Below are 12,784 nucleotides of genomic sequence, written 5' to 3'. Positions count from 1 at the left end.
TGGGGCCGCCCCCGCGGCGGGCCGGAGGGCCTACCCGCCGAAGACCGCCTCGGTCACGTGCGTGGGCTTCTCGTACTGCCGGTCGGGGAGGTTCCGGAGCGCGTCGAGGACGGAGTCGTCCGCGCCGGAGTCCTGCGCCCTCCGCACGATCTCGTCCTTGCCGACCGGGTGGTCCAGGCCGCCGAGGTGCTTCTGCAGCTCGATGGGATCGGGCTTGTCGGACATGGGAGTCTCCTCGTCGTCGCCTCTTCTCGTCCCGCCGGTGCGGAGGGACACGGACGCCCCCCACTCTGTCAGCATGCTTGCCGTCCGTCAGCCCCGCCCGTCCGCCGGGGCGGGCACGTGCCGCCGGGATCACGGGCCGGCGCGGCCCTCCTGGTCGAGCAGCCGCAGCCGCTCCCGGTACTCGTCCTCGGTGAGCTCTCCGGCGGCATGCCGCTCGAGCAGTCCGTCGCGGGCCCGGCGCAGGCCGAGCCGGGTGCGCGACCTGCGGCCCCATCGGGTGTTCTCCCCGTAGCGGCGCACGAGCCAGCGGAGGCCCCGCGCCACCGTCCACGCCGCGGCGGCGGCCAGCAGGGCCCAGGACACCACCTCCCAGCCCTGGAAGGGCGTCAGTCCCAGTACGACCACGGTGGCACCCGCCTCTCCGGCGTCGTCCGTCGTTGTTGCCTCCGCCGTCCCGTCGGGGGACGCTCGGTGGCCGCAGAGTAGCAGTCGCCTCCGACGCCGGCCCCCGTTGCGACGGTGCGCCCTGGACGCCGTCCCGGCCGGGGCCGGCGGTGCCGCCGGCGGGATCAGCGGGTGAGCGTGCCGATCCCCTCCAGGATCGCGTCGTGCACGCGCGGGTCGCTCAGTGGGAGGAAGTGCCCGCGCGTGCCGAGCTGCACGTTGTGCGCTCCCTCGAGCCGGCTGCCGCCCGGGATGTGGGGGTCGAACAGGCCGTAGACGGAGACGATGTGCCGGTCGACCTCCCGGCTGGTGGTGAGCGCCGTCAGCTCCGGGGAGTGCGGCAGGAACACCCGGATCGCCGGGAGGGGTAGGAGCCGGGCGAGCTCGGAGCCGGAGAAGGGGGTGTTGACGGCCACGAGACCCTGGATCGCGGTGCGCTCGTTGTGGTGGGCCAGGAGGTGCTTGCCGATGAGCCCGCCCTTGCTGTGCGCGACCAGCACGCAGCGCTCGAGCCCCTCCCGCCGGATGTGCTCGTCGACCAGCGCCGCCATCTCCTCGATGCTCCCGGTGTTGAACCGCAGGTCCTCCACCACGTGGACGTCGTGGCCGTGCTCCCGCAGCAGCCCGGCCACCGGGAGCAGGAACGTCCACGACTCGTAGATCCCGGGGATCAGCACGACCGGCGTCCGCCCCGGCTCCCCCGCGCCCCGGTAGTGGGCGGGGTCCCAGCGGCCGAGGAGCCCGGCGGCCTGCCACCGGACCGCGTAGACGTAGTCCCGGGCCCAGGCCGTGAGATTGGTGCCCGTCTCGCCCAGCCGGCGCGGGATCATGCCGGGCTCCCGGGACGAGGACCCGGCCCGCAGGAGTCGAGGAAGGGTGCGCATGCGGCGGCGAGCTCCTGGGGGTCGGTGTGCTGGACGTTGTGCGGGGCGCCGGGGATCTCGAGGAAGCGGGCGTCGGGGGCCGTCCGGGCCAGGCGGCGCGCCCAGTCCCGCTGGGCGATGGGGTCGCGGGACCCGCGCACGACCAGCCCCGGGGGCGTGCAGCCCCGGACGTTCTCCTCGATCCGGTCGCGGAGCATGTGCCGGGCCGTGCGCAGGTAGCGGAGCGGGCCCATCCGGAGGTAGTCGAGGGCGACCACGGCGTTGGTGCGCGGCGGCTCGCGCAGGGTGTCCCGCAGCAGCCGCCACCCCTGGTGGAGCAGGGTGCGGGCGGTGGGGTCGACGGTCGGCCCCACCAGCACGTAGCCGGCCCACCGGCCGGGGTGGTCCTTGACCGCGTCCACCACGATCTGGCAGCCCATGGAGTGGCCGACGACGACGGGAGCCTCCAGCCCCAGCGCCTCGACCGCGTCCGCGACCACGCGGCCGAGCTCGAGCGGCGTCAGGGGGCGCAGGGGGCGGGGGGCCGTGCCGTAGCCCGGCAGGTCGAGGGCGTAGACGTCGTGCGTGGCCGCGAGCGCGTCCGCGAAGCGCAGGAAGTAGCGGCCCGACATGCCGACGCCGTGCACGAGGACCACCGGGGGCCGCGCCGGGTCGAAGGTCCCCCGCACGTCCACCGGGTGGCTCCCGGCGAGGACGCGCCGCCGCTCGAGGGCGGGGTGCCGCCGCGTCCTCACCGGTGGGTCTCCTCGAGCGCCGTGCGCACGACGTCCAGCGGGTCCTGCCGCGGGGCGAAGGACGTGCGCTGCCGCCGGGTGCCGGAGCCGTCCCGCAGGACGCCGGTCAGCACGGACTCCACCTGCTCGGCCTCGCCCCACTCCGCGAGCACGGGGTGCACGACGGCGAGCAGCTCGGCCACGACGTCCTGGGCCGGGGCGGGCGCAGCGGTGGCCGGGCTGATGAGCGGTCCCTCGACGCCGTACCTGCTGGCCTGCCAGGACCACGCCCGCAGCTGCGCGGCGCTCGCCGACGGTGCCGGGAGGCCGGTCCGCCACTGGCGGGCAGCGGTCTCGACCAGCGCCCGGGAGAGGGCGGCCAGCACCCCGGCGTGCTCCGCGTCCAGGCACACGTCGGTGATCCGGACCTCCACCGTGGGGTAGCGGGCCGAGAGCCGGGCGTCGAAGTACAGCATGCCGAGGTCGAGCGGCACCCCGGAGCGCAGCAGGTCCTCGCGGTGCCGGTCGTACTCCTCGACCGAGCCGAAGACCTCGTTGGGGCCGGCCGTCGGCCAGCGGACCCAGGCCTGGTAGCGGAAGCTGCTGAAGCCGGTCTCGCGGCCGAACCAGAACGGTGAGTTGCCGCTCAGGGCGAGGAGGACGGGCAGCCACACCCGGATGCGGTCCAGCACGGCCACGCCCTCCTCGCGGCTGCCGACGCCGACGTGCACGTGCAGGCCGCAGGTCAGCTGCTCGTCGGCCACCAGGCCGAAGCGCTCCCGGAGCCACCGGAAGCGCGGCGCCGGCACGAGGTGCGGGGCTCCCGCCGTGACCGGCGCGGCGAGAGCGACGGCGCGGGCGCCCACCGCGCGGGCGGCGGCGTCGGCCAGGGCGCGCCCCTCGCGGATGGCGGCGACCTGCTCCGCGAGGCCGGTCAGCGGAGGACCGGCGACCTCGATCTGCTCCTGCTGCAGCTCGGTGGTGACCTGGTGGACCGACGCCGGCGCATCGTGGGAGCCGGCGGCGTGCGCGCGCACGGCGTCCGCACCGGCGGCCGCGGGTTCCAGCGTCTCGGCGTCCACGAGGAGCAGCTCCTCCTCCACCCCGAAGGTGCGGGCGGGGCCGGTGGTCTCTTCGCGGGTCGGGTGCGGCAGTACGGGGATCACCACTCTCCGGGACGGGCTGGATCGCTGCGGTCGGGGGCGGCGGAAGGTGCCGCCGTCGTCGCCGGAGCGTTCCCCGGCTCACTGCGGAGAGTAGCACCGGGGCCTGCGCGGGAGCCTGGTTCCCGGTGCCCGGCGGGCGCCGGACGTCCCGTCCCGGGGGTGCCCGGCGGTGCTCAGCGGGCCTCGACCGTGCCCATCATGCCGAGGTCCTCGTGGTCGAGGATGTGGCAGTGGTAGACGGTGCGGCCGGTGAAGTCGTCGAAGGCCACCCGGACCGTCACCTCCCCGAAGGCCGGGACGTTCACCACGTCGAGCCACCGGGGCTCGGGGACCTCGCGGCCGCCCTCCGTCACGACCTGCACGGGCCACACGTGCAGGTGCACCGGGTGGTCCATCGGGCTGGAGTTGACCAGGGTCCACTCCTCCACGGTCCCGGCCCGGACCTGCTGGTCGGTGCGCTCGGGGTCGAACCCCCGGCCGTCGATCGTGAAGGACGCCATCGCCCCGGGCCCGCGCATGCCGCCCATCGTCCCGCCCATGCCCATGCCCATGCCCATGCCCATGGCGAAGTCCAGGGTGCGCCGGGCCGCGGGCGGCTCGTCGCGCAGGTCGCGCAGGGACGGGCCGGGAGGCACGGGGCCGGGGTCCCGGACCCGGTCCCCGGTGACCTGGAAGGTGAGCAGGTCGACCGGCTCGTCGGTGCCGGGGCCGTCCCCGGGCATCGCCCCGCCCATCATCCCGGCCATGCTCCCGCGGTCCACGGGGGCGGCGGTCAGGCGGGAGGTGCCCTCGCGGGCGTCCACGAGCAGCTCCGCCCGGTTGCCGGGGGCGAGGGCCACCTCGGTGAGCTCGACCGGCTCGGTCAGGCGGCCGGCGTCGCGGCCGGACAGCCGCAGCTCCTGGCCGTCCAGGCTCAGGCGCAGGTACCGGGACGGGCAGGCGTTGACGACCCGCCACAGCTCCCGCTCTCCCGGCGCCGCGGTGGCCTCGGGGCGGACCTGACCGTTGACCAGCACGGTCTCGCCCTCCCGGCCCATCATCCGCTGCGGCGGGGAGACCTCGGCCGGCTCCCCGGAGCCGTCCAGGGTGAGGTCGGAGACCACCAGCACCCGCTCGCGGGCCACCGGGACGGGGTCGGGGTCCTCGACGACGATCACCCCGTAGAGTCCTGCGGCGATCTGGTCGGCCACGTGGCCGTGGTGGTGCGGGTGGTACCAGTAGGTGCCCGGCGGGTGGTCCTCCGGCAGGACGAACTCGTAGTCGAAGGACTCCCCCGGTCCGATGCTCACGAACGGGTTGTCCCCGTTGGCCCGCGGGGAGACGTGCAGCCCGTGCACGTGCAGGTTCGTCGGGGCCTCCAGGCCGTTGGTCATCGCCACCCGGAGCGTGTCCCCGGGGCGGACCCGCAGGGTGGGTCCGGGCAGCGAGCCGTTGTAGGCCTGCACGTGCGCGGTCCGCGCCCCGATCCGCACCTCCGCGGGGGCGGCCGCCAGCGCCAGGTCGAGGACTCCGCCCCGGCCCGCCAGCACCTCGGGCTGCGCCAGCTCCCGGCCGTCACCGAGGGACTCGCCGCCGCCGCTGCTCCACCACAGCCCGGCCCCGCCCACGGCCGCGGCGCCGGCCCCGGCCGCACCCAGGGCCAGCAGCTGCCGGCGGCTCAGCGGGCTCACCGGTCGCCCTCCTCCAGGGTGCGCAGCCGTTCCCGGAACTCCTCGGTGCTGATCTCCCCCCGGGCGTAGCGCTCCTCCAGGATCTCCCGCGCCCGGCGCGGTCCCGCACCCGTCGGCGGCGGGAGGGGACCGCCCTGCCGGCTGCCGCCGCCCCGGCTGCCGGTGAGGAGCGTCACCAGCACGACCACCAGCACGGTGGTGCCCACGATCAGCAGGAGCCAGAAGAGCCACATCCAGCCCATGCCACCTCCCATGCCGTCGCCCCACATCATCGCGGTCCTCCTTGGTCGATCGGTTGGTTGCTTCCTGCAGTGCGGCGCCCGGCTGCGGCGACGCCGGGCGGCGGGGCGGTCAGGAACCGTCCGGCAGCTCCTGGCGCATCCGCTCCATCTCGGCGATCTCCGCCTCCTGGTCCTCGACGACCTGCCGGGCGAGCTCGACGGCCTGGGCGTTCCGCCCGTTCTCGACCTGATCCCGGGCCATCTCGACCGCGCCCTCGTGGTGGACGGTCATCTGCTCCAGGTACAGCCGGGCCGCGTCCGCACCCTCGGCCGCCTCGAGGGCCTGCAGGTCCTCGGGCGTCATCATCCCGCTCATCCCGGACCCGGAGCCGTGGTCCATGCCCGCCATGTCCCCGGAGTCCGCCAGGGGCTGCTCTCCCCAGGTCTCGAGCATCCGGTGCATCCGCTCGATCTCGGGGCCCTGGGCGTCGGCGACCTGCCGGGCGAGGCCGGCGACCTCGGCCGGGACGTCGTCCTTGGCCAGCAGCATCTCGCTCATGTCCACGGCCTGCTCGTGGTGCGGGATCATCATCTGGGCGAACATCACGTCGCCGTCGTCGTGCTCGGCGTCGATCGGCTCGGCGGTCGCCGGGGTGGTGCCCGTCCCGGCGGGGGCGGAGGCGGCCGGGGCCGGGGTCCCCGCGGCCGCGCCGGTGTCCTGCTCGGTGGTACCGGCGGCGCAGCCGGCCAGGGCCAGGGTCGAGGCCAGTGCGAGGGCGGCGAGAGTGGTGCAGCGCGTCATGGGGGTGTCCTTCTCCGGTGGTCGGTCCGGCCGGTCGGGCCGGGGGTCAGGGGTCGGGGTGGTCATCGGGTGGTCAGGGGTCGGGGCGGTCGGCGGGGGCCGGCTCGGTGGGACGGCGCTCGCCGGTGGCGGCCAGTCGCTCCGGCGCGAGGTCCAGCCGGCGTAGCAGCTGGGCGTTGAGCGCCACCACGATCGTGGACACCGACATCAGCACCGCGCCGACGGCCGGCGACAGCACGATCCCCACGGGTGCGAGCACGCCGGCGGCCAGGGGCACGGCGATCACGTTGTAGCCGGTGGCCCACACGAGGTTCTGGATCATCTTCCGGTAGCTGGCCCGGGAGAGGTCGATCATCGACAGCACCGACCGGGGGTCGCTGCCGGCCAGCACCACCCCGGCGGACTCCATGGCCACGTCGGTGCCGGCCCCGATGGCGATGCCCACCTCGGCGCGGGCGAGGGCCGGGGCGTCGTTGACGCCGTCGCCGACCATCGCCACGGTCATCCCGCGGGACTGGAGCTCCACGACCTTGGTGTCCTTGTCCTGCGGCAGGACCTCGGCGAAGACCTCGTCGATGCCCAGCTCGGCGCCGACGGCCTCGGCGACCTGGCGGGCGTCGCCGGTGATCACGGCGACCTTCACCCCGCGGGCCTGCAGGGCCCGCACGGCCGCCCGGGACTCCGGGCGGACGCGGTCCTCCAGGGCCACCGCGCCGATGACCTGCCCGTCCCGCAGGACGTGCAGCACGCCGGCACCGCGCCGGGCCCACTCCTCCGCCGGTTCGGCGACCTCGGGCGGGACGGACGCCCCGAGCTCGCGCAGCATGTTCGGCCCGCCCACCGTGATCTCGGCGCCCTCGACCGTGGCGCGCACACCGCGACCGGTGACGGAGCGGAACTGCGTCCCGCGCCGCGCCCGCCCGCCCTCCTCCGGGTGCTCCGCGGCGGCCGCGACGACGGCGCGGGCCACGGGGTGCTCGCTGTCGGCCTCGGCGGCCGCCGCGAGGGCCAGCAGCTCCGGGACCGGGACGCCGGCCGCCGGGACGGTGCCGGTCACGGCGTGGGCGCCCTCGGTGAGGGTGCCCGTCTTGTCGAAGAGCACCACGTCGACGGTGCGCATCCGCTCGAGGGCCATCCGGTTCTTGATCAGCACGCCGGACCGGGCCGCGCGCTCGGTGGAGATGGCGATGACCAGCGGGATGGCCAGTCCCAGGGCGTGGGGGCAGGCGATGACCAGCACGGTCACCGTGCGGACGACGGCGTCTCCGGGGCTGCCCAGCAGCGTCCAGGCGAGGGCGGTGAGGAGGCCCGCGCCCAGCGCGAACCAGAAGAGCAGGGCCGCCGCGCGGTCGGCCAGCGCCTGGGCCCGTGAGGAGGACTCCTGCGCCTCGGCCACCATCCGCTGGATGCCGGCCAGCGTCGTGTCCTCTCCCACGGCGCCGACCCGCACCCGCACGGCGCTGTCGGTGGCCACGGTCCCGGCCACCACGGTGTCGCCGGGGTGGCGGCCCACGGTCCTCGACTCGCCGGTGATCATGGACTCGTCGAACTCGGCGGATCCGTCGACGATCTCCCCGTCGGCGGGAACGCGGGCGCCCGAGCGCACCAGGACGACGTCGCCGACCGCCAGCTCGGCGACGGGGACGGTGACGACCGCTGTCCCGTCCACCTTCTCCGCCTCGTCGGGCAGCAGGGCCGCCAGGGCGTCCAGGGCGGAGGACGCCGCTCCGAGGGCGCGCATCTCCGTCCAGTGGCCCAGCAGCATGATCACCACGAGCAGGGCCAGCTCCCACCAGAAGTCGAGGTCGAACCCGCCGATGCCCAGGGTCGTCGCCCAGGACGCCACGAAGGCGACGGTGATGGCCATGGCGATCAGCAGCATCATCCCCGGCTGCCTCGACCGCAGTTCGGTGAGTCCTCCCTGCAGGAAGGGGGCCCCGCCCCGGAGGAAGATGACCGTGCCCAGCACCGGTGGGATCCAGGCGGAGCCGGGGAACTGGGGGACGTGGTAGCCCAGCAGGTGCCCGACCATCGGGCTGAAGACGACCACGGGGACAGCCAGCACGAGGCTGAGCCAGAACCTGCTCCGGAACATGGCCGTGGAGTGCCCCGCGTGCTCGCCGTGCGCGTGCACCACGTGGTCCTCGTCCACGGCCGAATGGGCGTGGTCGTCCGGCATGGCCTGCCCGTGCGTGCCGTCGTCTGCGGGGTGGCGGGGACCGTCGTGCGGCGCCGTGCGGCGGCCGGGGGACCGTGAGGTGCTCATGGTGCTCCTTTCCGCGGCTCCCGGGTGCCGCGGGCTGGGCTGCATCCGGGGCGAGCTCTCACTTTATACCCCCCAGGGGTATGGATCAAGGTCGGTGCGCTCACGGTGTCGCCGGCCCCTCCCCCGCCGCGCCGTTCCGGGCGGCGGGCACCGTCAGGACGAACACCGACCCGCGCCCGGGGCCGGGCGAGGCGGCCGTCAAGGTGCCGCCGTGCGCCTCCACGAGGGCGCGGGAGATCGTCAGGCCGATTCCGGACCCGCCGTGGTCCCGGTCCCGCGCGGCGTCGCCGCGGGAGAAGCGCTCGAAGACGTGCGGGAGCTGCTCCGCCGTCATGCCCTCGCCCGTGTCGGCGACACGGATCTCCACCTCCCCGGAGCCGGCCGAGCACGCACCGAGCACCACCTCTCCCCCGGGCGGGGTGTGCCGCAGGGCATTGGAGAGCAGATTGCCGAGGACCTGTCCCATGCGCTGCCGGTCCACGTCCACCGCCCCCAGCCCGGGATCCGCCTCGACGCGCAGGGTCACGCCGCGGTCGGCGCAGTCCTCCCGCGCGGCGTCCGCGCCCGCGCACAGCAGGCGGGCCACCGGCACGTGCTCCCGCCCCAGCACGATGCGGCCCTCCTCGGCACGGGAGACGTCGTCCAGGTCCTCGACCAGCCGGGTGATCCGGGCGAGCTGCTCGCCCATGACGGCTCCCGTGGTCCCGTCGAACGTGGTGACGCCGTCCTCGAGCCCCTCCAGGTACACGGCGAGCACCGCCACGGGGGTGCGCAGCTCGTGGGCCAGGTCCGAGAGCATCCGGCGCCGGACGTGCTCCGTGCGCGCGAGCCGGGCGGCCATCGTGTTGAAGGACCCGGCGAGCGCGTCGACCTCCGCCCCGGCGCCCATGGGCGGCACCCGCGTCCCGTAGCGGCCGCCGGACATGTCCTCGGCGGCGCGGGTGAGCTCGGCCAGCGCGCAGAGCAGGGCGGTCAGCAGGGCCACCCCGAGCGTCCAGAGACTGGCGTCGCGGTGGGCGCGCTCGGCGTGGAAGAGCTGGGCGGAGCCGGGATCTGCCCCGGCCCGCAGGAGGTGCTCGTGGAACAGCGGCGGACCGGCCAGGGACGCCACGACCGCCGCCGCGCACACGCTCGCGGCGACCACGAGCAGCTGGGCGAGCAGGAAGCGCGCGGCCAGTCCGCGCGCGCGCCGCGGTCTCACGGCACCACCATCCGGTAGCCGACGCCGCGCACGGTGTCGACCCAGCGCGGTCGGGCGGGATCGTCGCCGAGCTTGCGGCGCACGTGGCCGACGTGGACGTCCACGAGGTGCTCGTCCCCCCACCCAGGCCGGGTCCCACACGATGTCGATGAGGCGCCGGCGGGACAGGGCCTCCCCCGGGCGCGCGGCGAGGGCCGCCAGGAGGTCGAACTCGGTGCGGGTGAGCGCCACCGGCTCCCCGGCCACGCGCACCCGGCGGCCGGCGACGTCGATCTCGAGCTCCCCGACCACGAAGGGGGTCCCCGGCCCCGCCGCCGGCACCCCGTCCGCGGGCGCCGCATGACCGCCTGCACCCGGGCCACGAGCTCCCGGACGCTGAAGGGCTTCGTGATGTAGTCGTCGGCGCCGGCCGCCAGGCCGGCGAGCTCGTCCTCCTTGTCCCCCCGCGCCGTCAGCATCGGGACGTGGCACTCGGAGGACGCCCGGATCCGCCGGCACACCTCGATCCCGTCCAGCCCGGGCAGCCCGAGGTCCAGCACCACCACGTCCCGCCGGTCCGCCCGGGCGGCCGCCAGGGCGCCGGGGCCGGTGTGCGCCTGCACGACCGCGTAGCCCGCCCGGGCGAGATAGGACGCGACCATCCCCGCGAGGGCCTTCTCGTCGTCGACCACCAGCACCCGCCCGGCCGCCGCGGCGGGGGCGCTCCCAGGGATGTCCATGTCTCCAGTCTCGCCCCGGCCGGCGCCCCCGGCTCACGGATCGAGCAGCAGGGCGCGGATCTTCGTCAGATCTTCAGCCGACCCCGGGCTCCCCGCGTGCGGACCGACCAGAAGGTGGCTCAGGGTTTGTGGGCACTCGAACAGACAGGCTGCTGACTGTCCATCGGGCGCGCTCCACGCGGCCCGCGGCACGGGTGAGCATCGGCCTCACCTGCGCGCATGAGCTCGAGCCCGCCGCGGTGGACCTGCTCGCGGCGTCGTGGAGCAGGACGCGGAGCTGCGCGAGGCGGTGGAGGTCCTCGCCCCCGAGGCGGAGCCCGTCGAGGCGGCGGCCGCCGCCCTGGACGCCCGGCGCCGGACGCGGACCAGGGTCCTGCACCGCCGCGGCGCCGATCTGCCCGCGGCGCCGATCTGCCCGTGCCGCCGCCCGCCCCTGAGCTGCACGCCGCCTCCTGAGCCTTCCGGCGCAACGTTGCCGCGACCACCGGCCCGGATGCGAAGATTGACGGCAGTGCACACGACATCCTCCAGGGCGAGCCACCGCGGGACCGGGGATGAGGAACAGGACGGCGGGATCCATGAACGACCACCCCACGCGAGACCGGACCGCGGAGCCCACCGGCGGGCTCGACCCGCGCCGGTCGGCCGGGCGTCTGCTCGCCGTGGACGCCGCGCGGGGCCTGGCTCTCGTCGGGCTGACGGCCGTCCACTTCCTGCCGCAGTCCTATCCCGACAACGACCGGCCGACCCTCTCGTGGCTGCTGTTCGCGGGGGACTCCGCGGCGCTGTTCGCCCTGCTCGCCGGTGTCGGTCTCGCGTTCTCCACCGGCGGGCGCAGGCCCCGCCGGGGCCGGGACCTCACCGCCGCCGGCGCCGGGATCGTGGTGCGCGCCCTGCTGATCATGGCGATCGGGCTGACCGTGGGGTACCTGATGCCGGCGGACCCGCCCGCCGCCGGCATCCTGGTCCACTACGGTCTCTTCTACCTGCTCGCGCTGCCCTTCCTCGGGCTGCGGGCACGGACCCTGTTCCTGTGCTCGGCGGCGTTCCTGCTGCTGGGGCCGTTCCTGATCCACTGGCTGGGCGACGTGGTGCCGGAGCACAGCGCCGTCAACCCGACGTTCGCCCACCTCGTCACGGAGCCGGTCGCCCTCTTCTGGCAGCTGACGCTCACCGGCACCTACCCGGCCGTGACGTACATGGCCTACCTGTTGGCCGGCCTGGCCCTCGGCCGGCTCAATCTCAAGGGCCTGCGCCTGCAGACCCGGCTCCTGGCCGTGGGGCTCGGCCTCGCGGCCCTGGCCAAGCTCGTCTCCTGGGTGCTCCTCTACGGCGTGGACGGCTACAACGTCCTGCTCTACAGCATCGCCTCCCTGACCCGGGAGGACCTGGACCACCTCATCGTGTTCGGCGCGGGCGGACCGCTGCCGACCTCGTCGCTGTGGTGGCAGGCGCTCTCCGCCCCGCACACCAACACGCCGCTCTCGGTGGCGTGGAGCCTGGGCGTGAGCACGGCCGTGCTCGGTGCCCTCCTGCTCGTGGGGCGCGAGTCCGGCAAGTGGCTCCTGCCGCTCACGGCCATGGGCGCCATGACCCTGACGCTGTACACGGGGCAGCTGGCCCTGCTCTCCACCGAGGTGCACTACAGCAGTCCACTGCTCTGGTTCGTGGCCTGCCTCCTCGTGTCCGCCCTCGTCGCGCTGGCCTGGCGGCACGCGTTCGGGCGGGGGCCGCTGGAACGGGCCGTGTCCGCGGCGGCGCACGCCACCACCCGCGCCGTGGCCGACCGCGGAACCTCCCGCGGGCCGGACACCCCCAGGAAGCCCCTCGGGTAGCACCCGTCCGGCGTCGCGCCCACGGCGGAAACCGACGCCGGCCGACCGCACGCCGCACGGGATCCGCTAGCGTGACAGCAGCGCCGCCCGGCGCCGGCGGACGGATCCCCCGTCTGCCGTGGACCTCAGGAGGAACTATGCCGAAACCCGTCGTCAGCAAGGCCAGCACCGTCTGGACCGGAGATCTCTTCAACGGCTCGGGCACCACCAGCCTGAGCGGCTCGGGCCTGGGCCCCTTCGACGTGGACTGGGACACGCGCGCCGAGAGCGGCGCCGGCCCCCGGACCAGCCCGGAGGAGCTGCTGGCCTCCGCGCACGCCACCTGCTACGCCATGGCGTTGTCCAACATGCTCGCCCAGAACGACACCCCGCCCACCCGCCTGGACTCCTCCGCCGAGGTGACCTTCGTGGCGGGCGAGGGCATCAAGGGCGTCACGCTGACCGTGGCGGCGCAGGTGGAGAACATCTCCGCGGAGGACTTCGCGCGCGTCGCCGAGGAGGCCAAGGCCGGCTGCCCGGTCTCGCAGGCGCTGTCCGTGGAGATCACCCTCGACGCGTCGCTGGCCTGATCCGGCCCCCGGCCCGGCCGCCGTAGCGCAGGTCGAGCATCTCGGAGACCGTGTAGACCTTCAGCCGGG

At 75.3% G+C, this 12,784-nt stretch carries 12 protein-coding genes and 3 pseudogenes; 2 read left to right on the top strand and 13 right to left on the bottom strand.

The features are described 5' to 3' along the window. Positions 1–30: 30 nt before the first annotated feature. The 13 genes and pseudogenes from ACFU0Y_RS13070 to ACFU0Y_RS13010 all read right to left on the bottom strand — a co-directional run. Entirely contained in the window at positions 31–225 is a 195-nt protein-coding gene (locus ACFU0Y_RS13070; protein WP_380214962.1) for a DUF2795 domain-containing protein, read from the bottom strand. A gap of 129 nt (positions 226–354) precedes the next feature. Continuing rightward, complete coding sequence (locus ACFU0Y_RS13065; protein WP_380214961.1) at positions 355–630, bottom strand: SHOCT domain-containing protein; 276 nt, start codon at positions 628–630, stop codon at positions 355–357. 164 nt (positions 631–794) lie between these two features. Then, entirely contained in the window at positions 795–1,553 is a 759-nt protein-coding gene (locus ACFU0Y_RS13060) for an esterase/lipase family protein (protein WP_380214960.1), read from the bottom strand. Further along, the gene (locus ACFU0Y_RS13055; RefSeq protein WP_380214959.1) at positions 1,496–2,287 is read right to left on the bottom strand and encodes an alpha/beta fold hydrolase; all 792 of its coding nucleotides are present in this window, start codon (positions 2,285–2,287) and stop codon (positions 1,496–1,498) included. The genes ACFU0Y_RS13060 and ACFU0Y_RS13055 overlap by 58 nt, the downstream gene beginning before the upstream one ends. Beyond that, positions 2,284–3,432, bottom strand: a complete 1,149-nt coding sequence (locus tag ACFU0Y_RS13050) for a glutamate--cysteine ligase (protein ID WP_380214958.1) — start codon at positions 3,430–3,432, stop codon at positions 2,284–2,286. Before ACFU0Y_RS13050 ends, ACFU0Y_RS13055 begins: the two co-directional genes overlap by 4 nt. A gap of 173 nt (positions 3,433–3,605) precedes the next feature. After that, a complete protein-coding gene (locus ACFU0Y_RS13045; RefSeq protein ID WP_380214957.1) occupies positions 3,606–5,102 on the bottom strand; it encodes a multicopper oxidase family protein in 1,497 nt (498 codons plus the stop codon). Next, on the bottom strand, positions 5,099–5,374 hold the full coding sequence (locus ACFU0Y_RS13040; protein WP_380214956.1) for an SHOCT domain-containing protein: 276 nt from the start codon (positions 5,372–5,374) through the stop codon (positions 5,099–5,101). The genes ACFU0Y_RS13045 and ACFU0Y_RS13040 overlap by 4 nt, the downstream gene beginning before the upstream one ends. Positions 5,375–5,453: 79 nt before the next feature. Next, complete coding sequence (locus tag ACFU0Y_RS13035) at positions 5,454–6,125, bottom strand: DUF305 domain-containing protein (RefSeq protein ID WP_380214955.1); 672 nt, start codon at positions 6,123–6,125, stop codon at positions 5,454–5,456. A gap of 73 nt (positions 6,126–6,198) precedes the next feature. Continuing rightward, entirely contained in the window at positions 6,199–8,391 is a 2,193-nt protein-coding gene (locus ACFU0Y_RS13030; protein WP_380214954.1) for a heavy metal translocating P-type ATPase, read from the bottom strand. 100 nt (positions 8,392–8,491) lie between these two features. Continuing rightward, positions 8,492–9,592, bottom strand: a complete 1,101-nt coding sequence (locus ACFU0Y_RS13025) for an ATP-binding protein (RefSeq protein ID WP_380214963.1) — start codon at positions 9,590–9,592, stop codon at positions 8,492–8,494. Next, a pseudogene (locus ACFU0Y_RS13020) lies at positions 9,589–9,699 on the bottom strand (helix-turn-helix domain-containing protein); the annotation flags it as partial. The pseudogene ACFU0Y_RS13020 and the gene ACFU0Y_RS13025, both read right to left, overlap by 4 nt. A gap of 73 nt (positions 9,700–9,772) precedes the next feature. Beyond that, positions 9,773–9,823 (bottom strand): annotated as a pseudogene (locus tag ACFU0Y_RS13015) (hypothetical protein); the annotation flags it as partial. 128 nt (positions 9,824–9,951) lie between these two features. Continuing rightward, a pseudogene (locus ACFU0Y_RS13010) lies at positions 9,952–10,311 on the bottom strand (response regulator transcription factor); the annotation flags it as partial. A gap of 578 nt (positions 10,312–10,889) precedes the next feature. Between ACFU0Y_RS13010 and ACFU0Y_RS13005 the strand changes: the two are divergent. Both ACFU0Y_RS13005 and ACFU0Y_RS13000 read left to right on the top strand, forming a co-directional pair. After that, positions 10,890–12,146 carry a heparan-alpha-glucosaminide N-acetyltransferase domain-containing protein gene (locus tag ACFU0Y_RS13005; RefSeq protein WP_380214953.1) on the top strand — a complete coding sequence of 419 codons (1,257 nt, stop codon included), beginning with the start codon at positions 10,890–10,892 and terminating at the stop codon, positions 12,144–12,146. Between the two features lie 137 nt (positions 12,147–12,283). Then, a complete protein-coding gene (locus ACFU0Y_RS13000; RefSeq protein ID WP_380214952.1) occupies positions 12,284–12,715 on the top strand; it encodes an OsmC family peroxiredoxin in 432 nt (143 codons plus the stop codon). Positions 12,716–12,784 lie beyond the last annotated feature (69 nt).

The organism is Kocuria sp. NPDC057446, assembly GCF_042802875.1.
GTDB lineage: Bacteria > Actinomycetota > Actinomycetes > Actinomycetales > Micrococcaceae > Kocuria.
Note: the sequence above shows the minus strand (reverse complement) of the source record. Positions and strands in the feature narration are given on the sequence as shown.

What these genes read in the sequence shown, in the direction of transcription:
- ACFU0Y_RS13070 (WP_380214962.1), bottom strand. Translation starts at nt 225, where the DNA reads ATGTCCGACAAGCCCGATCCCATCGAGCTGCAGAAGCACCTCGGCGGC.
- ACFU0Y_RS13060 (WP_380214960.1), bottom strand. Translation starts at nt 1,553, where the DNA reads ATGCGCACCCTTCCTCGACTCCTGCGGGCCGGGTCCTCGTCCCGGGAG.
- ACFU0Y_RS13040 (WP_380214956.1), bottom strand. Translation starts at nt 5,374, where the DNA reads ATGATGTGGGGCGACGGCATGGGAGGTGGCATGGGCTGGATGTGGCTC.
- ACFU0Y_RS13035 (WP_380214955.1), bottom strand. Translation starts at nt 6,125, where the DNA reads ATGACGCGCTGCACCACTCTCGCCGCCCTCGCACTGGCCTCGACCCTG.
- ACFU0Y_RS13030 (WP_380214954.1), bottom strand. Translation starts at nt 8,391, where the DNA reads ATGAGCACCTCACGGTCCCCCGGCCGCCGCACGGCGCCGCACGACGGT.
- ACFU0Y_RS13005 (WP_380214953.1), top strand. Translation starts at nt 10,890, where the DNA reads ATGAACGACCACCCCACGCGAGACCGGACCGCGGAGCCCACCGGCGGG.
- ACFU0Y_RS13000 (WP_380214952.1), top strand. Translation starts at nt 12,284, where the DNA reads ATGCCGAAACCCGTCGTCAGCAAGGCCAGCACCGTCTGGACCGGAGAT.